Here is a 24,969-nt window from a genome sequence, read left to right as displayed (position 1 = left end):
AATAGTATATAAAATTTATATTTTTAGTTTTGCTCTGCGTGCGGTATATTAATCCTGATTAACTAGCTTTTCTTCACTTCCATTTACCTTGCCGTCTTTATCCACTTTAACTGTAAATATTTTTGAAACACCTTTCTCTTCAGCAGTTATTCCGTAATAAGCATCAGCTATAGTGGCAGATACTTCATCATGCGTAATGATTAAGAATTGAGTTTTGTCAGATAGGTTTTTAACCATGTTTTTATATCTAATAATATTTGCTCCGTCAAGTGCCGCATCCACCTCATCAAGTATACAGAAAGGACTAGGACGGTATAGAAATATTGCAAATACTAAAGCAAGACCTGTCATAGTAAGCTCTCCGCCTGAATATGATACAATATTTTCCATTCTCTTTCCCGGAGGCTGAGCAAATATATCTATAGGACTATTTAATAAATCTTCTTCATTTTGTATTTTAAGTCCTGCATTTCCTCCGCCGAATAATATTTTAAATGTTTCCGAGAATTTTTTATTTATTTCATTAAATGTTTTTAGAAAATCTTCACCGGCTTTTTTGTTGGCATCGGCTATAATTTTTAGTATTTCCTCTTTTGATTTTTCTAAATCTTCTTTTTGTTTTGTAAGAAATTCAAATCTGTTTTTAGCCTCCTGATATTCATCAAGTGCCATCTCATTTATATGTCCTAGGTTCTTTATTCTTTCATTGATAGTATTTAGTTTATTTTTATATGATTCTTCATCTATTAGGTTTTGAGTATTTTCTTCAAAATCTTTTAAGTTAAGAGCATAGTTTTCATAGAAATGAGTATAAATATCTTTTATTTTATCATTGCTTTGATTTATTCTCTCGCCAACTCTCGTTATATTTTCATTTATTTCATTAAGTCTTTTTACTCTTTTTGCTAAACTAGTTTCAAAATTTGATAATGCAGATTCCGCTTTTTTTATTTCATTTGCTTTATGTCTGGATTCGCTTTCTGTTTTTGATTTTTTCTTCTCTAATTCTTTATAATTAATTGAGTTTTCTTTATATTCTTCATTAAGTTTTTTATATTCTTCTTCTAATCTGTTTATTTTTTCATTGAGAGATGCAAATTCATCTTCTATCATCTTCATACTTTTTAATATCATTTCTTTTCTGTCTTCAGATGCTTTTTTATTAGTTTCGTATTTTGCTCTTTCTATTGTTAGGGTAGTGAGATTAGCGTTTCCCCTATTAATATTATCTGCAGCTATTTTTATTTCATTATTTATTTCTTCAATTCTTTCTACATTATTTTTTATAAAACTTTCTAAATCTGCAATCTCTTTGTCTATAGCTTCTTTCTGCATATAAGTACCTTCCTTGTCAAAAAGCAAATCGACAAAAGGATCTTTTATTTTGGTATACTCTTTAAATATACCTTGCAGAAATAATGCATCTTTTTTTTCTGTATCTAAACTCTCTCCTAAATTTCTTATAAAACTGCATAACGAATTGTAGCTAAGTTCATTTAAATTTGATAATACTCCGTCTTCTTCAAATTCTTTGATAGTGTTCATCTTTATATTTATGGCATTAAGAAGATTATTAAAACCTATATCAATATCACTTTCATGCTTTCCTATATTCTGATAAAAACTATTGCCCATTACATCTTTTTTCTTTTCATCTATCTCTGTAATTATTTTATTTATAACTTCTAATTGTATTTCTCTTGCATCAGCAATTTTTAATGCAGCATTTTGATTTTCATTTGTTAAGGCAGATATTTTATCATTTAGAGCAGCTATTTTATTTTGTTCATTTGCAATATTAGTTTCTTCTGCTTCTTGTTCCTTAAGAGATTTTTCTATATTTTCAGCTATAGTTTTTACTTCTTCTTCAAGTTCGGCTATTTGATTTTTATCTTCTTCTATTCTTTTTAAAAGAGAGTTTTTTCTGTTAATAGTTTCATCTTTTTCTTTGCCGGCATTATCAAGCTGATTTTTTAATTGATTTGACATCTTTTCTATATGAGTAAGTTCTGTCATTATGAGTGAAACCTGTTTATCAAGTTCTATAGATAATGTTCTTGTTTCTTCAAATTTTAAAAGCTCTTGCTGTTTTTGTTTATCTAAATCCTGAAGTTCTTTTTCTAATTCTAATTTTTTATTTGTATGTTCTTCAAGGCTTTTATTTTGATCTTCTAAAGTGATTTTTAATTTTTTTACTTGATTAACATTTAAACTTATATTTATTTTTTTCTGCTCATCTTTAAGATTATAATATTTTTCAGTTCTTGCTGCCTGCTCTTTTAGCGATTTATAATGTTTTTCAGCATTCTTTATTTCTATTTTAACATTATCAAGGTTTCTTTCGGATTCTTCTAACTTTTTAGCAGCTTCCCTTCTTCTTTCGAGATATTTGCTTATCCCTGCAGCATTTTCTATAATACTTCTTCTCTCTTCAGGTCTCTGTTTTGCTATTTCGGAAACTGTACCCTGCTTAATAACAGAATATGCATTTTTACCAAGTCCGGTATCCAAAAACATATCAACTATATCTTTTAATCTTACCTGTTCATCATTGATATAGTATTCTGATAATCCTTTTCTATAGTACTTTCTTGTAACTATAACTTCATCTGTATCGTATTTTTTTATCCATCTTGATTTATTATCTAAAGTGAGAGCAACTTGTGCGAGAGATGATGGTTTTCTAGTATCAGTACCATGAAATATAACGCTTTCAAGCCCTTTTGAGCTGTCTATTCTTAATCTGCTTGCTGACTGTTCGCCCATAACCCATAGGAAAGCCTCTACTATATTGCTTTTACCTATTCCGTTTGGTCCAAGCACTACGGTAACGCCTTCATTAAACTCTATATTCGTTTCTATGGCAAATGATTTGAATCCGTGCAAATTAAGATTCTTTATGTACATCTCTTTTCCTATGTTAAGTGTATATTTAATAATTATACAATTCTATTAAAAAATAATCAATTAAATTTAATAATCTATAATATATAAAAATACTGTAAATTTATTTGTTTTGTATGTTAATATCCTTTATCATTTTCGGTATAATGCATAGTAAATATGAAGATTATCATAATTTTGTTATAATAAAATATTAATTTATCTATTAACAAATTAGTAACATATATATCTATGACTAACAAAATTGACAGAATAAATTTTATATTATACAATTTTTATATAAAAATTATGAAAAAGGAGTTTAAATATGAATAATGTAAAAATAGACCCTATATATAAAGGTAATTGGTATTTAGACTATATACAAAATGAACCGTATATGATAATAAATGATGATGGAGATGTTTCTGTACCGATTATAGAAGAGGCGAATCCTATTGATAAAAAGGTTGAAGGTGAAGGAAATTCATATACTGTTACATATATAGGACCAGAAGATCCAGCTATTATAATAAAAATATTATTTATTTCTGATATCGAAGGTTCAATAGAAATTGGAAATGCAGGTTCTAAGCTGGATAAATTTAATATTATCAAAAAATAATAAACATAAATTTAATAAATACTGTTTATATTTTTGAAACTTTGACGAAGTATATTTTAGCGTTGGTACAAAAAAGTTGATATATTTTTATAAGCTAATGGAATGAAAAATATAAATCGCACGCAAAGTAATACTTTATAATATAGCTTAATTAAAGTTATAAACTTATCTATAAATTAAATTAAGTTATCCGTGCGGTATGTAAACTTAAAACTTAATAATCACTTGGGTGGGTGTTAATAATTCTAATTCGGCTTTAAATGTAACTAATACTGAAATTCAAAATATAGCTTTAAATTTAGAGGGCGGGAGATGTAATTTAAGTTTAAAAACTAATTACATTTTCCCACCCTCTAGTCTTATAATTTTTATTTGTAATTGTTGTTTTTATTTTCTTTTTTGCTTAATTAGAATTTTTAGCTGCCCGCCCAAGTTTTTTTTAAATTTATTGCTTTTAACTCCGCACGCAAAATTAAGCTAAAAATATAAATATATTTGCAATTCAAATTTTATTATATTATAAATTTTGTTAACCGTGCGTTAATTCTGGTTTTTGAATTAAACTATATAATCTTTCTTCATTATCAGTTACTAATATAAAATTTCTTTTATTAAAATTATTTAAAATTATATCTAAAATCTCATTATCATCAAAATAATTTATTATAATATTATGATTATAATACTTTATAAATGTTTTTATTAAATCCAATTTATTATTTATTTTTTTAATATCCTCTTTTTGAGATATTTCATTTAATTTAAATATAAAATCCATTTCAGGCATATTTTTTTTATCAGCATTTACTAAATCAATATTATTAAAATCATGTACATATAAAGTATTTAATATGTTATTATTAATCAATATCTTAAATATATTTTCAAGAACCATAAAAAAAATATCGATCTTTCTGCTGAAAAAAACTTTTGATGAAAAACTTCTTTGTTTGTATGTAAAAATAATATGAATTATATTGTCTGACTCAAAGTGTGAATTAATATTAATTTCAGCATCATCATTTAGTTTTAAATAAATTTTTTCTATATCAGCATTACTGTGTTTTTTAAATATTTTGGAAATGACTTCTTTTTTTGAATATTCTAATATTATATTTAGAAAGTCAATACATTCTAATATAGTATCATTATCAATACTTCCATTATATTTATAATTTTCCATTACTGCACTTATTATTTTACTTATGGATAATAATTCATAGTCATTTATTTTATAGAAATCGAAAAAATGGAAATTATTTATATACCAAATTAAATTTACTAAATTAATATCTTTATTAGAAAATATGGTTATAGGTGATATTCGTACTATTTTTTCTTTTACATGATAATTATCTATTTTTAGATTTTCTATACATACATCTATATTCATAATAATTTTTCAATACTATTAAAGTCAATCTTTTCTCTCATATTATGCAGCATTTTTAAAGGCTTTATATTTAAACTTACAAAAATATTTTCTATATTTTTATAATCTAATTGAGGCACAAATATATTTATTTTACTAATAATATTAGGTGTACTTTTATTAGTATTTTCTTTCCATCCAACTATCTCTAAATTAATAAGTCTAATTCCAAATTCGCCTAATTCAGTTTCAAAATCTATTTTCGAAGAATGCTCTATTAAATATACTATAGCTCTTTTTTTATTTGATATATAATATGGTATAAAAAATCTATATATGGAAGTGCTTAAAAATATACATATACATCCTATAGTAGATAGTACCCATTGTCCTGATCCTATTACTATTCCTATACATGCAGTAACCCAAACTATGGCGGCAGTTGTTATACCATGAAGTTTTCCTCTATTTTGTATGATCATTCCAGCCCCTAAAAAACCGATTCCTGAAACTATTTGTGCTGATATTCTGTTATAATCTGGTACTTTGCTTAAGACTGCTGTTCCTAATTTAGCTAGTTCAGTATTTTCTAAAATTATAGCACTTGCAAATACATCTTCATAGCAGGATAAAAGTGCTGCTCCCATACAAACTATACTTGTAGTTCGGCTTCCTATAGGTTTTTTATGCTGTTCTCTTTCCCAGCCTATAAAAATCCCCATAATATACGCTACTAATATTCTTGTTGTTATTTCTAAAATGCTAAAGTTTCCTAATGCATGCTTAATATATTCTGTAAACATAAAATAATATCCAAATAATAAACATTAATATTATCGAAAAAAATATTAATAATTAAAGTTTATAAATCTATATCGGCATATATTTCATATTCATTTTTGGAATACAATGCTATTGAATCTTTTGAAACACTTATAATTTCATCTATAAATTTTTTCATATTATAATCAAGATCTGAAGAAAAATATTCCAATACCATGTCTAAGTTCATTCCGCTTATTAAACAGATATTGTCATTTTTTCTATAAAACCTGCTCGCTATATTAAAAGGGGTTCCTCCATATAGATCTGTCATTATTAAAACTTGATTATTTTTGTATTTTTCTAATAATTCTTTTAACTGATTTTCTATATGATCGAAGGTATTATCTGCCTGCAAATTTATTACATCATAATCTGATAAATTACCTAATATCATCTTTGCTGATTCAATAAATGTGGATGCTAAATTGCCATGACCCATTAATATTAAATTAGGTTTCATAATCAATACTCCCATTCACAGTTTATTATTTTATATATTATAAATATAATAATTGTTTTATATTATTCAAGTTTAATTAGAAAAAAATTTACTTATAAAACATTTTGTATATAGTAATTTTACATAGAGATTAAATATTTTTTATATACTTGTTTAAAAACTATTGCTATTTATATTGCCGGCTAGCCTTTCTAATCGTAGCAGTAGGGTGGTAAACTAATTTCGTTTGTGCAATATGTGCTGGTTCACTCTGAGTTATGACGGTAGGTATATGGTATCAGTATAAATGACTGCATGTTCGTATACTAAAATGTTAATCTATATAACAAATATTGTTTTTATAATTGATAAATTATGAAAATATTATATATAATCTTATTAAGTAGTTTTAAAACAAGTATTGTGTATTAATTGGTGCCTAAATGCTTTTGTATTAATAGCTCATAAAATCCATTAGTCATTATCTGTGATATGGCTTTGTTTACTTCATTTATAAAGACATTTTCTTCTTTTCTAAATGCTATAGCATAATCTTCCTGAGGGTATTCTATAGTATTGACAAGTTTTATACTTTTATCATATCTAAGAAAATGATTGCATGTTTCTTTGTCAAAAATGGCGGCATCAATATTTCCAACCTTTAATGAAAGGATTATACTGCTTCCTGTGTCGAATCTTTCTATTTCTATTCCTTCTTTTTCCGAAATCATATTATCAGCTACAGTGTCTCTTATAACCCCTACTTTTTTGCCTATCAAATCTTCTTCTGTTTGTATTGATTCATTATCTATACTTACCAATACAGCCTGACTTGATGTATAATATTTATCAGAAAATGTAAGATATTTTTTTCTTTCTTCTGTTACACTCATTCCAGCTGCAATCATATCTATTTTTTTAGTTTCTAAAGCGGGTATAAGTTCTTCAAAACGCATGGGAAAAAAAATCATATTTGAGCCTGATATTTTTGATATTTCATTAACTAAATCATAATCAAATCCGCCTATATTGCCATTAGATATATATCCGAAAGGATAATCATAAACATATATTCCTACATTAATGTATTGGTTTGCAGAAGGAGCTTTTTTAAAATAAATGTTTTCATTAGATTTTTTACATGATAATGATAAAATTATTAATATAATTAATATGATTTTTTTCACTTTTATTTCCTAATATTAAATATAGATTGATATATATAAATTAATATTTATATATAAAAAGTCAAGCAGTTATTATTAAGCAACATTATTTCAGATGTTTTATTATAATGATGCAAAGCTATATCAAATTCTAGAAATATAATATCTCTTATCATATTATTCTACAAATGAGATATGAGTTTAGAAAATTGAGTTTTTATTATAATAATTATTTTTATTTATATTTGAATTATTATAGAAGGCTAAAAAATAAATTATATAAAACAATATAAAAAATAATTAAAAAGTAAATATGCATTTTGTATATAAAACTAATAAAGAAAATTATTTGCAAAAACAAACTCCCTATATTATAATATATCATCAATAGAAAAGCTTAATATTTTTAATATCAATCAATTTTAATAATAAGGATATATTTTATAAATGTCATACGCTGAAAAAATTAGAAATTTCTGTATCATAGCACATGTTGACCATGGCAAAAGCACATTAGCCGATAGAATTATCGAGCATACAAAAGCAGTATCAAGCAGAGAGATGAAAGCTCAAATATTAGATTCTATGGATATAGAAAGAGAGAGAGGAATAACTATAAAAAGCCAAGCTGTAAAACTTTCTTATGAGTCTAAAGACGGAGAAGTATATACTCTTAATTTGATAGATACCCCAGGTCATGTTGACTTTAATTACGAGGTTTCCCGTTCACTTGCCGCATGCGAGGGTGCTATATTAGTAGTTGACGCTGCTCAGGGAGTGGAGGCTCAGACTATTTCTAACTTTTATCTTGCCTTTGAAAATAATTTGGAGATTGTACCTGTTATTAATAAAATAGATTTGCCTGCTGCTAATATTGAGCTTTGTAAAGAACAAATGGAAAAAGAGTTCGGCGTTAATAAAGATGATGTTGTACTTGCAAGTGCTAAAAATGATATAGGTATTGATGAAATACTTGAAGCAGTTGTGAAGATTATACCAGCCCCAAAAGATAATACTAATAAAAAAACTAGGGCATTGATATTTGATTCTTATTATGATCCTTTCCGCGGTGCTGTTATGATAGTGAGAATATTTGACGGCTCTATCAAAAAAAATGATAAACTTCTTTTAATGGAAACTAAAGCAGAGTACGAAGTTGAAGAATGCGGTACACTTTTGCTTGGACTTAAATCAGCTAATGAACTTAAAAGCGGAGAGGTAGGATACATCATTGCAGGCATTAAAAATATATCCGACATAAAGATAGGAGATACTATAACACTTGAAGAAAATCCATCTAATGAACCTTTAATAGGATATAAAGAAGTTCTTCCTATGGTATTTGCTGGTATATTTCCAGCTGAAGATGAAGATTATACTAGTCTACAGAAGGCATTAGAAAAATTAAAATTAAATGACGCTTCTTTAGTGTATGAACCAGAACGTTCTATAGCTTTGGGTTTCGGATACAGATGCGGATTTTTAGGACTTTTACATTTAGAGATTGTTCAGGAGAGACTTGAAAGAGAGTTTAATCTCAATCTTGTAATAACTAGCCCATCGGTAGAGGTAAAATTAAAACTCACAAACGGCGAAGAGAAAATTATCGATAATCCTGCAGATTTTCCTACAGCACAATACATAGAAAAATGTTATGAGCCTTTTATAAATGCTCTTATAATAGTGCCTACAGATTATTTAGGTAATATTATTTCTCTTTGCATAGACAGAAGAGGTACTCAGACATCATTAAATTATTTAGATGATAAAAGAGCAGAAATTAAATTTGATTTGCCTTTAATAGAAGTAGTTTATGACTTTTATGATAAATTAAAATCCATATCAAGAGGATATGCTTCATTCGACTATGATTTTTCAGACTTCAGAGAAAGCCAAATAGAAAAAATAGATATACTTGTTCATGGAGAAGTGGTAGATGCTTTATCATTTATGGCACATAGAAGCAATGCAGAAAGCCGCGGAAGACAAATCATAGAAAAATTAAAACATCTCATTCCAAAGCATATGTTTCAGATTCCATTACAGGCTGCAATAGGCGGGCGTATTATAGCACGAGAAAATATTAGTGCTTTAAGGAAAAATGTTACAGCTAAATGTTACGGCGGAGATATCACTAGAAAAAGAAAACTTCTTGAAAAGCAGAAAGAAGGTAAAAAGCGAATGAAAGCTATTGGAAGTGTAGAGATACCTCAGGACGCATTCATAAGTGTACTTAAAACTGATGACAATAATAAATAATTTTTGAATAAATTTATTCGATGTTATTTATAACGCACGGTAGATAGATTCTTATTTATTGTTTAAGTTATTATTTTAATATTTTCTATATTTTAGATTTCATAAACCGTGCGGTGAATAAAATTCAAAAATTAAAAAAGCATTTGGGTGGGTGCTGTAATTTCTAATACAACAATAAGAACATAAAAAATACAAATTTCAAATAAAAATTATAAAGTATATAGGGTGGGGATTAAAATAAAGTAAAAAAATTAAAAAATTTTTCTCTCTCCACGCACTTTATAATTTATTTTTTTATTTAAACTACATTATTAGTATCCGTCCGAGTGTATTTTAAATTTACAGTCTATACTCCGCACGGTAAATGAAACAAAATTATAAATTAATTGACAATAATATTTTATACTATTTTATTTTAAAACATATTTTTCGTGCGTTGTAATGGTTTTAAATCTAATAAAAACTTGGGTGGGGTTTAATAAATTAGAGTAAAGTAAAATGGCAAATAAAATTTTAATTTCATAATAAAATAATAAGTCTATAGGGTGGGAGTGTAAATAAATTTAAAACTTGAATTACATACCCCACCCTTTATATTTTTAAATTTTCTTATGAAATTTATATTTTTATTTTTTTTAAACTAATACTGAAAAGTTAATGCCCGCCCAAGTGATAATTAAATTTATAATCTATTTAACGCACGGTATATGATTTTTTGTTTACTGTTTAAATTGCAATTTAAATTTTTTTATATTTTAAATTTTTCTAACCGTGCGGTATTTTAATATATGAAGCATCTAATTTATTAGTAAATAAAATTATCCTGTATATTCTTCTATATATTTATGCATAAGCATTTTTATTGTTTCTTTGTCTGCATCAAGAGATGCTATATCGAATGCATCTATCATAATTTTTCTCTCTTCCGGAGTTAAACATTTAACAGGATCTTTTGCTATGAATAATTTTTTATATTGAGAAGGTATTAATGTCTCATCGTCCATTAAAATTTCTTCATAAAGTTTTTCACCTTCTCTTATACCTGTAAAAATTATTGGAATCTCTTTTTCTGTAAGTCCGTACATTTTAAGCATATTTTTTGCCAAGTCTAAAATTTTTACAGGCTTTCCCATATCCAAAGTAAATATTATTCCGTCATTCAAAGTACAAGCTTTAATCACAAGCCTTGCAGCTTCCCTTATAGACATAAAAAATCTTACCATCTCAGGGTGCGTAACAGTTAATGCCTTTCCTTCTCTTATCTGCTTTTCAAATACAGGTATGACGCTTCCGCTGCTGCCTAAAACATTTCCAAATCTTGTTATTTTAAATGCTGTGCTGTTTTGTTCATGAGAAAGAGACATTATCATTCTTTCGCATATTCTTTTGCTTGCTCCCATTAGAGAAGTAGGACGAACTGCTTTATCTGTTGATATGAATACAAAGTTTTTTATATTATTTTTAATTGCAAGGGTTGCTATATTTTCTGTGGCTAGTATATTATTTTTAATGGCTTCTTCAGGGTAGCTTTCCATAAAAGGAAGATGCTTATGAGCGGCCGCATGAAAAATTATATCTGGCTTTTCTTCTTTTAAAATTTTATCAACTTTAACATAGTCTCGTACATTTGATATTATATACATGAATTTGTGTTTATGTTTTTCATTGTTTCTGTCATTTAAAGACATTATGAGATTATGAACAGCACTTTCAGAATTATCTAAAGCCATAACTTTTTTTACAGGAAGTGTAATTAACTGCCTTACAAGTTCGCTTCCGATAGAGCCTCCGCCTCCTGTAACTAATATTGTTTTATCTTTATAGTATGCTGATATTTCTTTTTCATCAAAACCGATTTCCTCTCTTCCAAGCAAGTCAGAAGGTTCAATGTTTCTTATATCTTTTATAGAGGCATTTCCCTTTATTATTTCAAAAAATCCGGGAAGTATTTTATATCTTATTCCAGTAGGATATATTATATCAAGTATTTCAAGAAGTTCTTTTTGTTTGAGCGTAGGTATTGCTATAATAATTTCTTCTATATCGGTATTATTATTTTTGTATTCTTCTATTATATTTTCTATGTCTTTAATTTTTCCTTTTACATCTATAGAATGATTTTTAATATTTACTTGTATCTTATTTTCATCATCATCTAAAAAGCAAAGTATATTATATTCATTATTATCATCAGAAGTGAGTATTTCAGAGGCAAGAGTCTCACCGGCATTTCCTGCTCCTATTATAACTATATTTTTTTTGTTCATTACTTAAAACCTAAAATACATAACATATATAAATAGGGCTATAGTATATATTTTTTTTATTTATTATACAAGGATTTTATTTTTTATATTTTTATTTTCATTTCAGCCATTTAGATTTTATAAATTATTTCTGAATTTTAATTTATTTAAGATTTGTAAGTTTATATTAGAATTTATAGCACCTGCCAAAGTTTTTGTTATATTTAAAATCTCTTTAACGCACGGTAAGCAAAATTTATAATATAATAAAGTTTGCTTTGCAAAATAACTTCATATTTTTAATTTCATTATGCGTGCGGTAATTAGACATTAAATTTAAATAATACTAGGGTGGGCATCTAAAAATTATCATTAGATTATAAAGAATTAAAAAAATTTAAATCTAAAAATAAATTAAAAATCCTAGAGGGTGGGAATTAGTAAAAGTCAAAAAATTTATTCTCATTCCCCACCCTTTAGAGTTTGTTATTTTACTTTGGATTTTAGTTTGATACTGTTTTAAGATTTAAATAACATCTATTAGCCCCCGCCCAAGTTTTTATTATATTTAAAATTTATTTAACGCACGGTAAGCAAAATTTATAATATAATAAAAATTTGAATTGCAAATAAGTTTATATTTTTAGTTTTATTCTGCGTGCGGTTATTCAACTACTCCAATGTATGGAAGATTTCTATATTTCTGAGCATAATCAATTCCGTAGCCTACAACGAACTCATCTTCTATATCAAAACCGTTATAATCTATTTTTATATCAACTTTTCTTCTTGAAGGCTTATTTAAAAGTGTGCATATTTTTAGCGAAGCAATATTTCTTGTTTTTAATATTTCACATATTTTTTCTAAAGTATATCCTGTATCTATGATGTCTTCTACTATGATAACATCTCTTCCGGTGAGAGGTATATCAACATCTTTGAGTATTTTAATTTCAGAACCTATTTTATTGTTTCCGTAACTTGATACTATCATAAAATCAATCTCTACAGGTACATCAATATACCTAGATAAATCAGCAATGAATATAAATGAACCTTTAAGAAGTCCTATAATGCATGGTATATTTTCTTTATTTTTAAGATCATTAGAAATTTGTTCTGCTAATTCCTTAACTTTATTATTTATATCTTCTTCTGAGATAAGTATCTTTGCTATATGATCATCTTTTTTCATGAATTATTCCTTATTAATTTTTTATATATTATCGTATATAAATAAGGATTTAATTAAAAATATATTTATACTATTACTATGCATTTTTTAATAATTATAATTTATATGCATTAATGATGATTTTTTAATTTATATTGTTTGTTAAAAATTATGTTATTTGATATAGTTTATAACTTGATAAATAGAAAAAATGTATATATAATTATAGAGCCAATAGATAAGCGATTTTTATCCATTGGCTCTATTCTTATAAAAAATAATCTAAGTTTTTAAATTAATTAGATTTTTTAGCTTCTATTGCTTTAGCTAATTCTTCAGCTAATAGAGGAAGTATTTTATTTACATCGCCTACTATTCCCAAATCAGCAATGCCAAACATAGGAGCATCTTTATCTTTATTTATTGCAATTATGAACTCTGATTCTTCCATACCAGCCATGTGCTGAATAGCCCCAGATATACCGCAAGCGAAGTATATATCAGGTCTTACAGTTTTACCAGTTTGTCCAACTTGTCTTGATTGTTCTATAAATCCAGCATCTACAGCAGCCCTTGAAGCAGAAACTTCAGCACCTATTTTTGAAGCTACAGCCTCAAGATTTTTGAAGTTTTCTTTAGAACCTACGCCTCTTCCTCCAGATACTAAGATTTTAGCTTCTGTAATATCAACTTTTTTAGAAGTTTCTTTTACTATATCTAGGATTTTTACTTTCATTTTAGAAGTATCTATATTTACAGGAAGTACTTCAATTTCACCTTTTCTTCCTTCTTCTTTAGGTAGTTTCTGCATAACCCCAGGTCTTACAGTAGCCATTTGCGGTCTGTGATCAGGACATACGATTGTAGCCATTAAGTTACCGCCGAAAGCAGGTCTAGTCATACCGAAAACATTTGTAGTTTCATCTATATCTAGTTTTGTACAGTCAGCAGTAAGTCCTGTATTCATTCTTGAAGATACTCTAGGAGCTAAGTCTCTTCCTAAAGTAGTTGCTCCCAATAGTACGATTTCAGGTTTTTTAGCTTCTATTACTACTTTAAATGCCTGAGCATAAGCTTCAGTATCATATTGTTTTAGATGTTCATTATCTATTACTACTACGATATCAGCACCATAGTCTATTAAAGTTTGAGCTAAATTTTGTATATTATATCCCATTAAAACTACTGTTACAGGTGTTTTTAATTGTGCTGCAAGTTTTTTTGCTTCTCCGATTAATTCCAAACCTACATTTTGAAGTACACCGTCTCTTTGCTCAGCAAATACTAATATTCCTTTATAATCACTTAAATTCATTATCTATCTCCTTTTTTCTAAGGTTCTTTGTTAATTAAAATTAAATAACAAATTTTTCTTTTAATTTTTCAATTATGATATTAACAGCTTCTTTTGTATCAACTTCAAATACTTTACCAGCTTGTTTAGCTCCTTTAGTAAATGATTTTTTTACTTTAGTAGGAGATCCAGGAAGTCCTATCAATGAAGGATCAATTTTTATAGTTTCAGAAGACCATATTTCAATTTCTTTATCATAAGCTTCTACTATTCCTTTAACTCTCATGTATCTAGGGCTGTTAGCTTCTGATAATACAGTAACTAAAGCAGGTAATTGAACATTTAATAGATAATATCCGTCTTCTACCATTCTTTTTACAGTTAATGATTTATCAGCTTCGTTGTATTGTATTTCTTTAGCATAAGAAATCTGAGGTATTTGTAAGTGTTCAGCTGTTTGCGGACCAACTTGAGCAGTATCACCGTCTATAGCTTGTCTTCCAGAGATAATAAGATCATATTCTAAAGTTCTTAAAGCAGCTGCTAATGTATTAGAAGTAGCTAGAGTATCAGCACCTCCGAATTTTCTATCAGTTATAAGAATAGCTCTGTCAGCACCCATAGCAAAAGCCTCTCTTAAGATAGCTTCAGCTTGAGGGGGACCCATTGTTATTACTGTAACATGAGCACCATATTTATCTTTTAATTTTAAAGCTTCTTCTAATCCACCTTTATCGTCAGGGTTCATTATACTAGGAACACCCTCTCTTATTAATGTACCTTTAACAGGGTCAAGTCTAATTTCAGTTGTATCTGGAACCTGTTTTACACAAACTACTATTTTCATTTCTATTCCTCCATAAATATTTATTTGCTAATTAATTATTTTTTAAAAAGGCTTCCTGCTATTACCATTCTTTGAACTTCTGAAGTACCTTCATAGATTTCTGTAATCTTAGCATCTCTCATCATTCTTTCAACAGGATATTCTCTAGTATATCCGTATCCGCCATGAAGCTGAACAGCTTTAGTTGTAACTTCCATAGCAGTTTCAGAAGCAAATAGTTTAGCTCTTGCAGCATCTACAGAGTATGGAAGATGATTGCTTTCTTTCCAAGCTGCTTTATATACTAGAAGTCTTGAAGCTTCTACTTTTACTTCAAGGTTAGCTAATTGGAATTGAGTGTTTTGGAAATTAGCTATAGCTCTTCCGAATTGTTTTCTTTCTTTTACATAAGCTACAGTTTCATCAAGAGCACCTTGAGCAATACCTAAAGCCTGAGAAGCAATACCTATTCTTCCTCCGTCAAGAGTCATCATAGCAATTTTAAATCCTTTGCCTAATTCTCCTAGTAAGTTGTCTTTTGGTATTCTTGCATTTTCAAATATTAATTCGCAAGTAGCAGAACCTCTAATACCTAATTTCTTCTCTTTTTTACCGATAGAAAATCCAGGAGCAGTTGATTCTACGATGAAAGCAGAAATACCTTTTAATCCTTTTGATTTATCAGTCATAGCAAATACAATATATACATTAGCATATCCAGAGTTTGTTATGAATATTTTAGAACCGTTAATAATCCATTCTTGACTAGCTTCGTCTAATACAGCAGTTGTTTGCTGACCTGCAGCATCAGTACCAGCATTTGGTTCAGTAAGACCGAAAGCACCTAACCATTCTCCGCTGGCTAGTTTAGGCAGATATTTTTGTTTTTGAGCATCAGTACCAAATTGTAATATAGGCCAAGTACCAAGTGAAGTGTGAGCAGAAAGTATAACACCAGTAGTACCGCACACTCTTGATAATTCTTCAACAGCCATAGCATACATTATATTGTCTCCACCTGCACCACCGTATTCTTTAGGAATAGGTATTCCCATAAGTCCGATTTCAGACATTTTTTTTACAGTTTCAACAGGGAATCTTTCTTCCTCGTCAACTTCTGCAGCTAAAGGTTTTACTTCTTTTTCAGCAAATTCTCTGATCATTTGTCTGAAAAGTTGATGTGTTTTAGACAAATTAAATTCCATTCTCTAAAATCCTCCTACTAATAATCTTTAAGTAAAATATAATATATTTTTTACTAAAAATCAAATCATAAACATAATATAATAAGATATAATATGATAAAAAATAACTTTTTCTTTAATATTAAAACTAAAAATACAAAAAATTGCTAAATAATGTATTCTTGCAGAGTTATATTTATCAAGTTTTTATAAGTTTTTTATAATACTAATCCAAGATTTAAGAAAGTTATAGAACTTTTTTATATATAGAATTATATATAGATTATTAAATTTGAACAGTTTGATATACTTATGAAGTTATTTTTATATGTTTTTTATACAATATATTTTAATATATATAATTTTAAGTGATAATTAAACTTTATAGTGTTGCTTATAATATTATAAAATAGTTTTTGTATAATATTGTTTCATTGCAGCTGAGAATAAATTTTTATTTTTATAATAGATTTATTATAAAAATAATAAATAATATACTAAGTATTTCCAATTGGGTTTTAATATTTTTTATGATTCATTATTTTTAAATAGTTTTGTATTTAATTTTACAAATATTTTATACATTTGAAATATTTCTATTAAAAAAATTAATTTTTTTATAAATTGTTAAAAAGATGTTGTATAAACAAGGTAATAATATAATAAAGAAATTTTTGTAAAATTATACTATTGATGTATTTTAAGTTTTAGTAATAGTTTTTAATGTTATTTGCAGTATTATTTTATTATTAGTTATTGTTAAAATATGTTTATAAATGTATTTTAACTAAAAAAAATAGTACCTATATATCCTATATGCCAAGAATAAGATATTGTGGTATATTTATATTTATTTTACTTGATTTTTTTAAAAATACTGATAGACTATAAAGATAGTGTTTTTGGAGAAAATTTTAAAATTTCTATAAATCAATTTATAAAAAAGTCAAGGAGTTATTATGGCTGAAGAGAAAAAATTAGACTCCCTTCTTGAACGCATATATCAAGACGGTGTTGAAAAATCCAACAAAAAAGCTGATGAAATAATCTCAAATGCTAAAAGCGAAGCTGACAGAATTATAAAAGAAGCAGAAGCAAAATCGGAAGAAATTATAAAAGAAGCAGAAAGAAAGTCAGAAGAGCTAAAGAAAAATACAATAACAGATGTTCGTATGGCAGGCGAGCAGTCAATCAGTGTTTTAAAGCAAAGAATAAAAGAATTAGTAACTGCTAAGGTATTAGAAGACGGCTTGAAAGGAGCTTTTGCAGATACTTCATTCTTAAAAGATTTAATTCTTGAAGTGGTAAAAAAATGGGATATTAATTCAACTGATTCAGATGTAACAGTATATTTCCCAGAATCAAAGAAATCTGATATAGATGCCTCATTTGAGAAATCTATAAAAGCAGCTATAAAAAATGCTGATATAAACTTTGATAAAAAATTATCTAATGGTTTTAAAATTGTTCCTGAAGGTGGTAATTATCAATTACAGTTTACAGATGAGGATTTCGTAGAGTTTTTCAGTGATTATATAAAAGCAAAAACGGAAGAAGTGATTTTTAGTAAATAAGAGGGGTGAGTATGGGATCATATTATTATCTTATCTCAGGTCTTCCAGAAGTGAAACTTTCTGATGCTAAGGCTAAGTATGATATTAATGAAATTACTCAAAGCATATTATCTAGTTTAAATGCTAAAGATTCTAAATTTTTTAAGTATCTTATTTATCAAAATGATAATAAAAATTTAGTAAGTGCTATAGCAAAGCAAAAGGGATTATTTACTCCTTATATAGGACATATAGAACCATCAATATTCTCTAAAGAAGAGATGCAGAAGTATGCAAGCATATCAAATTTACCATTGTATATGAGTAAGTTTTTAGAAGACAGTAAGAATATTGAATGGGAAAATGCCAGACATATAGAAAATACACTTTTAAATTTGTATTATGAAGAGATGATACAAAATGGTAATTCATTTATAAAAAATTATGCTTTATTTATGAGAGATATGAAAAATGTTCTTGCTGCTTTAAATGGAAGAGCTTTAGGTTTCTCAAGCGATGCTATAGCAAAAGAGCTTATAGGCGATTATTCTTTGATATCAGCATTGACAAAATCTACAGCTTCAGATTTCGGAGTAGGCAGAGAGATACCATATATCAATACTATTATTGAAACATTCAATTCATCAGATAAAGCAGATCCGTATAATATGGAAAACATAGAATGCTCTTTGGTAAGAGAATTTTTAGACAGATTAACTTCTATAAAATCTTTCACAACAGATAATGTTTTTGCTTATTATATAAATCTCACTTATGCTGTTAGTATAAACGGAAGGAATGAAGAGGAAGGTAAGAAACATTTAGAGACGCTAATAGGTTCTTTGAAAGAAAAGGCGTCTGTGTATAATTAATTAGGAGATAGAAATGACTAAAGGTAAAGTAACTGCTATTATATCAAACCTAATTTCAATAGAGGTAGACGGTCCTGTTTCACAAAACGAGATATGTTATGTATCTTGCGGTAATGCGAAACTTATGGCTGAGGTTATTAAAATATCTGGTACTAGTGCTAGTGCTCAGGTATTTGAATCTACTAGGGGTGTAAAATTAGGTGATGCCGTAGAGTTTACTGGTTCAATGTTAGAAATTGAATTAGGACCTGGACTTTTAGGTAAAAACTTTGACGGACTTCAAAATGACCTTGACAAATTACAAGGCGTATTCTTAGAAAGAGGTAAATATAATGATCTTTCTGAAGATAAAGAATCAGCTTATGACTTTACTCCGATAGCTAAAGTTGGAGATGAAGTACAAGCTGGAGATTGGATAGGTGCTGTTAAGGAAGGTTGGATTGACCATAAAATAATGGTTCCTTTCAAGTTTCAAGGAAAAGGCACTGTTGAAAGCGTAGCTTCAGCAGGAACTTATCATTTACAGGATACACTTGCTGTAATAAAATCAGCTAACGGTGAAAAAGTTAATGTAACTATGGTGCAAACTTGGCCTGTAAAACTTACTATTAAAGCATATAAAGAAAAACCAAGACCATTTAAATTATTGGAAACAGGTGTTAGAACTATAGATACATTCAACCCTATAACTGAAGGCGGTACAGGATTTATTCCGGGACCATTCGGTGCAGGTAAAACAGTATTACAGCACGCTTTGGCTACTAACGCAAACGCTGACTTGATTATAATGACAGCATGCGGTGAAAGAGCTAATGAGGTAGTAGAAATATTTACTGAGTTCCCAGAACTTATAGACCCAAGAACTGGAAGAAGTTTGATGGAAAGAACTACTATCATATGTAACACTTCAAACATGCCGGTAGCTGCCCGTGAAGCTTCAGTTTATGTAGGTATGACTATTGCTGAATATTACAGATCAATGGGACTTAAAGTTCTTCTTCTTGCTGACTCTACTTCTCGTTGGGCTCAGGCTTTAAGAGAGATGTCTAACCGTCTTGAAGAATTACCTGGTCCGGACGCGTTCCCTATTGACTTGCCTGCTATTATTTCTAGTTTCTATGCTAGAGCAGGTTTCGTATACTTAAATAACGGAGAAACAGGTTCTATTACATTCATAGGTACAGTATCTCCTGCAGGCGGTAACTTGAAAGAGCCTGTAACAGAATCTACTCGCAAAGCAGCTAGATGTTTCTACGCTTTATCACAAAAACGCGCAGACAGTAAAAGATATCCTGCTGTTGACCCATTAGATTCTTATTCTAAATATATTGAATATCCAGAGTTCATAGAATTCTCAGATACTAATATAGAAAAAGGCTGGTCAGAAAAAGTTATCAGAGCTAAAGATATTGCCAGAAGAGGACAGGAAGCTAATGACCAAATAAGCATTCTTGGTGATGACGCAGTACCTCTTGAATACCATCAGCGTTTATGGAAAGCTGAGCTTATAGACTTTGTATTATTACAGCAAGATGCTTTCGATAAAGTAGATAAAAACTGTCCTATAGAAAGACAAAAAGAATTATTAAATCAAGTTATGAAAGTTGTAGAAGCTGATTACAGATTTGATGATTACAGCGAAGTAGGTACTTATTTCAAAAGACTTATCAACGCTTTCAAACAGATGAACTATTCTGTATATCAGTCTGATGATCATAAAAAATACACAGCTGAGATGGAATCAATATTTGCTGAAAGGAGTATAACACATGCCTAAAGCATTTCAAAAAGTATATACAAAATTGGTACAGATTACTAAAGCAACTGTATCTTTAAGAGCAGAAAATGTCGGTAACGATGAGATGGCTCTTGTAGCAGGAAGACCTGCTCAGGTTGTAAAAATGATTGGAGATATTGTTACACTTCAGGTTTTCCAAGGTACTGAAGGCATACCTACTAATGCTGAAGTAGTATTTTTGGGAAGACCTCCTAGACTTAAAGTAAGCGAACTTCTTGCTGGAAGATTCTTTAATGCTTACGGCGAGCCTATTGACGGCGGTGCTGAAGTTGAAGGTAAAGAGGTAGAAATCGGAGGACCTTCTGTAAACCCTGTTAGAAGAAAACAGCCTTCTGAACTTATTGCTACTGGTATTGCTGGTATTGACCTTAACAATACTCTTGTAACTGGACAGAAAATACCGTTCTTCGCAGACCCAGACCAGCCTTATAACGCAGTTCTTGCTCAGGTAGCATTGAGAGCTGAAGCTGATAAAATCATACTTGGCGGTATGGGACTTTCTAACGATGACTATTTATCATTTAAAAATACATTTACTGAAGCCGGAGCTTTAGATAAAATTATATGTTTCATCAATACTACTGATGACCCTCCTGTAGAAAGACTTTTGGTTCCTGATATGGCTTGTACAGCTGCTGAATATTTCGCAGTTGAGAAAAAAGAGAAAGTGCTTGTTCTTCTTACAGACATGACTCTTTATGCCGATGCTTTGGCTATAGTATCCAACAAAATGGACCAAATTCCTTCTAAAGACTCTATGCCTGGTTCTTTATATTCTGACCTTGCTAAAATATACGAAAAAGCAGCTCAGTTCCCAGACGGAGGTTCTATTACTATTATTGCTGTTACTACTCTTAACGAAGGTGATATTACTCATGCTGTACCGGACAACACTGGTTACATCACTGAAGGTCAGCTTTATTTAAGAAGAGACTCTGATATAGGTAAAACAATCATCGACCCATTCAGAAGCCTTTCTCGTTTGAAACAGCTTGTTATAGGTAAGAAAACTAGAGAAGATCACCCTGCTGTAATGAACACTTTGGTTCGTCTTTATTCTGATGCTGCTAATGCTAAAATGAAAAAAGAAAACGGTTTCGACTTAACAGAATACGATGAAAGATGTTTGAAATATGCTGCTGAATATTCTGAAAGACTTCTTGCTATAGATATTAACATCAAAATTGATGAGATGTTAGAAACAGGCTGGGAATTAATGGGTAAATATTTTAGTAAAGCAGAAGTTGGTATTAAAGATTCTTTAGTAGAACAATTTGGAAAATGGAAAAACTAATTTAAAAAGTAGGTAAAAATATGGCATTAAAGTTTCAATACAATAAAACGGCTCTTCAAAACCTAAGACGTCAGCTTACTATTCGTGAGAAAGCATTGCCTACTTTGAAAAGTAAAGAGGCAGCTCTTCGTCTTGAGGTGAGAAAGATTACCGCTGAGATTGAATTACTTAAAGAAGAATATCAAAAATTAGTTAAAGAAAATCAAAACTACAATGGATTTTGGACTGATTTCCCAGAGATAGTAAAAATCAAAAAAATCAATTCAGAATTAAAAAACATTGCGGGTGTTAAAGTTTCTATACTATCTGATATAGACTTCGCTATCGAAAATGTCAGCCTTTTTAATATGCCTTCTTGGATTAGACTTGCTATCAGCATGTTTGAACGCCTTATGACTATTCAGGTAAAAATTGAAATGACTGAGGCTAGACTTAATGCTTTAGCTTATGCTAGGAAAAAAACTACTCAGAAAGTTAACCTTTATGAGAAAGTTCAAATCCCAGAATATAAAACTGCTATAATCAAGATTAAAAGGTATATGGAAGACGAAGATAATTTAAGTAAGTCTTCTCAAAAAATAGTTAAAGAAAGAAACAGAGCTAAGGAGGCGTCTTTATGATTAGAAAAATGAAGAAACTCTCTCTCTTTGTCTTTCATGAGGATAAGGAAAAAACTTTAAATGATTTAGCATCTCTTGGGCTTGTGCATATAGAAATTGCAAGCGGTGTTTCTAGTGAAAATATAGATAATATATCCGCTAAAAAGAATGATGCTTCAAGAGCTAAAACTATTATTAATAATGCTCTAGCTGATGCTAAAAAGGCTAAAAAAGATGTTTCCAATGTTAAAGCTGAAAATACTTCTAAAAAAGCATATGAAGTAATAGAAGATGTTATTAATATTTCTCAGGCTTCTGATAAGTTAAGAGCTGAAAGAGATAATTGTAAAAAAGAATTGGCTATAGTTGCTCCTTTCGGTAATTTCAGTTTTGATAAAGTTCATAGCTTAAAAGAAAAAATCGGATATGATGTTGTATTCTATAGTGCTAATGCTAAAGAATATAATGACTTTAATTTTTCTGAAGTTAAAGATATATTCACTTATCCTATTAAAGAGGAAGCTGGAAAACTTTATTTTGTTGCTTTCAAGAAAGACGGAAGTGAAGAGACTATTCCTTTTGATATTATTAATATGCCTAGTCAATCTTATGATGAGATAAATGAAAAAATAGCTGAACTTGATAAGAAAATCGAAAATAATGAAACAGCGATTATTAAAAATCAAGTATATATAGAAGCTATTAATAAAGAAATAGATAATCTCAATATAGAAAATAATTTTGAAGAGGCTAAAGAGAGTTTTATAGCTAGCGAAGGTACTGAAGGTAAAATACTTTATGTAGAAGCATATTTGCCTAAAGATAAAGAAAGCGAAGTAAAATCTTTATTAGACAGCAAAAAAATAGCTTATATATTAGAAGATCCTTCAAGAGATGATAAAGTACCTGTTGAACTTAAAAACAATAAATATTCAGGTGCTTATGAGCTTATTACTAAATTATTCCAATTACCGAATTATTTTGAGATAGATTTAACTCCTATGATAGCAGTTTTCTATCCTATATTCTTTGCTTATTGTTTCGGTGATGCGGGTTATGGTATAGTATTAACTATAGTGGCTCTAATTGGTTTATTTACTGTATTAAAAGGACAATTAAGAGGTGTCGGCATACTTGCCCTAACATTGGGTATATGTACTGTTATTATGGGTATTATTAACGGAGGAAGTTTCTTCGGTGTAAGCATACCTTCCAACACTCAAATACCTATATTTGCAACTTTAAGCAAGTATTTGATAATTACTGATATCAAAGAAAATTGGTTCTTAACTCCGTTTAATACAGCATTGCTTATAGGGGTTCTTCATATATGCTTTGCTTTATTAGTAGGCGTTATAGACAGAATCAAAACTAGCCCTATAGGAGATATACTTGGTGCTATTGGTAAACTTCTATTTATACCGGGACTTGTTTTATGGTTCTTGGGCGATATGCAGAAAATGGAAGTGATTAAACAATTCAGCACTGTATATTATGCTTTAATAGTTGTTGGTTTAGTATTCTTAGTAATACTTTCTAATGTAGGCAAAAAACCTGATGTACTAAACTCTATACTTGGTGTGTACTTTGCGGCAACTGGTATAATGGGTGATACGCTTTCTTATATTCGTTTGTTTGCTTTAGGTGCATCTGGTTCTATATTGGCATTGGTAATAAACCAAATAGGTATGAGTTTCAAAGCTATACCTGGTGTTGGCGTAGTGATAATGGTAGTATTCCTTGTAGTAGGTCATATTGCTATATTCTTACTAAACATACTTGGTGCTTTGGTACACCCTTTGAGATTGACATTTGTAGAGTTCTATAACAATGTTGGTTTTGAGGGCGGCGGTAAAGAGTATAAGCCTCTTAAAAAAGCGGCTTAATAGTTTATATAAAAAATAAAATTAAAAAAGAAAATAATCTAAAAAAGGAGATTTTATTATGGGTTTTACAATGAACACAGCACTTTTATTAGGATATTTAGGTGCGGGCTTAATGGTAGGTATGTCTGGTATTGGTAGTGCGGTTGGTACTTCTATTTCTGCTATGACTACAGTTGGTGCTTTAAAGAAAAATAAAGATGCTTTCGGTAGCTGTCTTGTTTTAAGTGCTTTGCCTGGTACACAAGGTCTTTATGGTTTTGCTGCTTTCTTTATTATGCAGCCTTATTTGACTGCTGATATAAGCATATTCCAAGGTGCTGCTATATTAGGTGCTGGTATTGCTGTTGGTTTAGCTTGTATGGTTTCTGCTATATTCCAAGGTAAAGTTTGTGCTAATGGTGTTGAAGCTATAGGTAATGGTTATGATGTATTTGGTAACACTATCATCGTTGCTGTATTCCCAGAACTTTACGCTATCGTTTCTTTCGCTACAGCATTCTTAATCAGCGGTGTTTTAGGTGCTTAATTAATAATTAATAAAAGTAAATAAATATAAATCCGTAGGAGTGATAATACTCTTACGGATTTTTTATTTTGAGTTTTTTTATTTGATTTTTTATGTATATATTGTATAATATTTGAACTATATTTTGACTGTTTAATTGTGAGTATTA

At 28.9% G+C, this 24,969-nt stretch carries 19 protein-coding genes; 9 read left to right on the top strand and 10 right to left on the bottom strand.

Going from position 1 to position 24,969, the window contains the following annotated elements; genetic code table 11:
• Positions 1-48: 48 nt before the first annotated feature.
• Positions 49-2,907 carry a chromosome segregation SMC family protein gene (locus A966_RS00720; RefSeq protein WP_008721450.1) on the bottom strand — a complete coding sequence of 953 codons (2,859 nt, stop codon included), beginning with the start codon at positions 2,905-2,907 and terminating at the stop codon, positions 49-51.
• A 304-nt stretch (positions 2,908-3,211) separates the two neighbouring features.
• On the opposite strand from A966_RS00720, the gene A966_RS00715 reads away from it, so the two are divergent.
• Positions 3,212-3,508, top strand: a complete 297-nt coding sequence (locus A966_RS00715) for a hypothetical protein (protein ID WP_008721448.1) — start codon at positions 3,212-3,214, stop codon at positions 3,506-3,508.
• A gap of 529 nt (positions 3,509-4,037) precedes the next feature.
• Here A966_RS00715 and A966_RS00710 read toward each other — a convergent pair.
• From A966_RS00710 to A966_RS00695, 4 genes are all read right to left on the bottom strand, one after another.
• Complete coding sequence (locus A966_RS00710) at positions 4,038-4,901, bottom strand: hypothetical protein (protein ID WP_008721446.1); 864 nt, start codon at positions 4,899-4,901, stop codon at positions 4,038-4,040.
• Positions 4,898-5,683, bottom strand: a complete 786-nt coding sequence (locus A966_RS00705) for an MgtC/SapB family protein (RefSeq protein ID WP_008721444.1) — start codon at positions 5,681-5,683, stop codon at positions 4,898-4,900. The genes A966_RS00710 and A966_RS00705 overlap by 4 nt, the downstream gene beginning before the upstream one ends.
• A gap of 59 nt (positions 5,684-5,742) precedes the next feature.
• Entirely contained in the window at positions 5,743-6,165 is a 423-nt protein-coding gene (locus A966_RS00700) for a PTS sugar transporter subunit IIA (RefSeq protein WP_008721442.1), read from the bottom strand.
• Between the two features lie 407 nt (positions 6,166-6,572).
• Positions 6,573-7,331: a transporter substrate-binding domain-containing protein gene (locus A966_RS00695; RefSeq protein WP_008721440.1), complete on the bottom strand. Its 759-nt coding sequence runs from the start codon at positions 7,329-7,331 to the stop codon at positions 6,573-6,575.
• A 426-nt stretch (positions 7,332-7,757) separates the two neighbouring features.
• Here A966_RS00695 and lepA point away from each other — a divergent pair, with 426 nt between their 5' ends.
• Complete coding sequence (gene lepA / locus A966_RS00690) at positions 7,758-9,569, top strand: translation elongation factor 4 (protein ID WP_008721438.1); 1,812 nt, start codon at positions 7,758-7,760, stop codon at positions 9,567-9,569.
• 818 nt (positions 9,570-10,387) lie between these two features.
• Here the strand turns inward: lepA and A966_RS00685 are convergent.
• From A966_RS00685 to A966_RS00665, 5 genes are all read right to left on the bottom strand, one after another.
• Positions 10,388-11,836 carry a nucleoside-diphosphate sugar epimerase/dehydratase gene (locus A966_RS00685; protein WP_008721436.1) on the bottom strand — a complete coding sequence of 483 codons (1,449 nt, stop codon included), beginning with the start codon at positions 11,834-11,836 and terminating at the stop codon, positions 10,388-10,390.
• A gap of 643 nt (positions 11,837-12,479) precedes the next feature.
• Positions 12,480-13,010 carry a hypoxanthine phosphoribosyltransferase gene (gene hpt, locus A966_RS00680; protein WP_008721434.1) on the bottom strand — a complete coding sequence of 177 codons (531 nt, stop codon included), beginning with the start codon at positions 13,008-13,010 and terminating at the stop codon, positions 12,480-12,482.
• 274 nt (positions 13,011-13,284) lie between these two features.
• Entirely contained in the window at positions 13,285-14,304 is a 1,020-nt protein-coding gene (locus tag A966_RS00675; RefSeq protein ID WP_008721432.1) for an electron transfer flavoprotein subunit alpha/FixB family protein, read from the bottom strand.
• A 40-nt stretch (positions 14,305-14,344) separates the two neighbouring features.
• Positions 14,345-15,130 (bottom strand): electron transfer flavoprotein subunit beta/FixA family protein, encoded by a 786-nt coding sequence (locus A966_RS00670; RefSeq protein WP_008721430.1) that lies wholly within the window; start codon positions 15,128-15,130, stop codon positions 14,345-14,347.
• Positions 15,131-15,165: 35 nt separating this feature from the next.
• Positions 15,166-16,314 (bottom strand): acyl-CoA dehydrogenase, encoded by a 1,149-nt coding sequence (locus A966_RS00665; RefSeq protein ID WP_008721428.1) that lies wholly within the window; start codon positions 16,312-16,314, stop codon positions 15,166-15,168.
• Positions 16,315-17,252: 938 nt separating this feature from the next.
• Here A966_RS00665 and A966_RS00660 point away from each other — a divergent pair.
• The 7 genes from A966_RS00660 to A966_RS00630 are packed head-to-tail and all read left to right on the top strand — an operon-like array spanning position 17,253 to position 24,821.
• Positions 17,253-17,867, top strand: coding sequence for a hypothetical protein (locus A966_RS00660; protein WP_008721426.1), 615 nt, complete (start codon positions 17,253-17,255; stop codon positions 17,865-17,867).
• Between the two features lie 11 nt (positions 17,868-17,878).
• Entirely contained in the window at positions 17,879-18,718 is an 840-nt protein-coding gene (locus A966_RS00655; RefSeq protein ID WP_008721424.1) for a DUF2764 family protein, read from the top strand.
• A gap of 13 nt (positions 18,719-18,731) precedes the next feature.
• A complete protein-coding gene (locus A966_RS00650; RefSeq protein WP_008721422.1) occupies positions 18,732-20,495 on the top strand; it encodes a V-type ATP synthase subunit A in 1,764 nt (587 codons plus the stop codon).
• Positions 20,488-21,810 carry a V-type ATP synthase subunit B gene (locus A966_RS00645; protein WP_008721420.1) on the top strand — a complete coding sequence of 441 codons (1,323 nt, stop codon included), beginning with the start codon at positions 20,488-20,490 and terminating at the stop codon, positions 21,808-21,810. Before A966_RS00650 ends, A966_RS00645 begins: the two co-directional genes overlap by 8 nt.
• A 20-nt stretch (positions 21,811-21,830) precedes the next feature.
• The gene (locus A966_RS00640; RefSeq protein WP_008721418.1) at positions 21,831-22,430 is read left to right on the top strand and encodes a V-type ATP synthase subunit D; all 600 of its coding nucleotides are present in this window, start codon (positions 21,831-21,833) and stop codon (positions 22,428-22,430) included.
• Positions 22,427-24,295 (top strand): V-type ATP synthase subunit I, encoded by a 1,869-nt coding sequence (locus A966_RS00635; RefSeq protein ID WP_008721416.1) that lies wholly within the window; start codon positions 22,427-22,429, stop codon positions 24,293-24,295. The genes A966_RS00640 and A966_RS00635 overlap by 4 nt, the downstream gene beginning before the upstream one ends.
• Positions 24,296-24,353: 58 nt before the next feature.
• On the top strand, positions 24,354-24,821 hold the full coding sequence (locus tag A966_RS00630; protein ID WP_008721414.1) for a V-type ATP synthase subunit K: 468 nt from the start codon (positions 24,354-24,356) through the stop codon (positions 24,819-24,821).
• Positions 24,822-24,969 lie beyond the last annotated feature (148 nt).

The organism is Brachyspira hampsonii 30446, assembly GCF_000316195.1.
GTDB classification, from domain to species: domain Bacteria; phylum Spirochaetota; class Brachyspiria; order Brachyspirales; family Brachyspiraceae; genus Brachyspira; species Brachyspira hampsonii_C.
The sequence above is the reverse complement of the archived record's forward strand: the minus strand, read 5'-3'. Positions and strand labels throughout refer to the sequence as shown.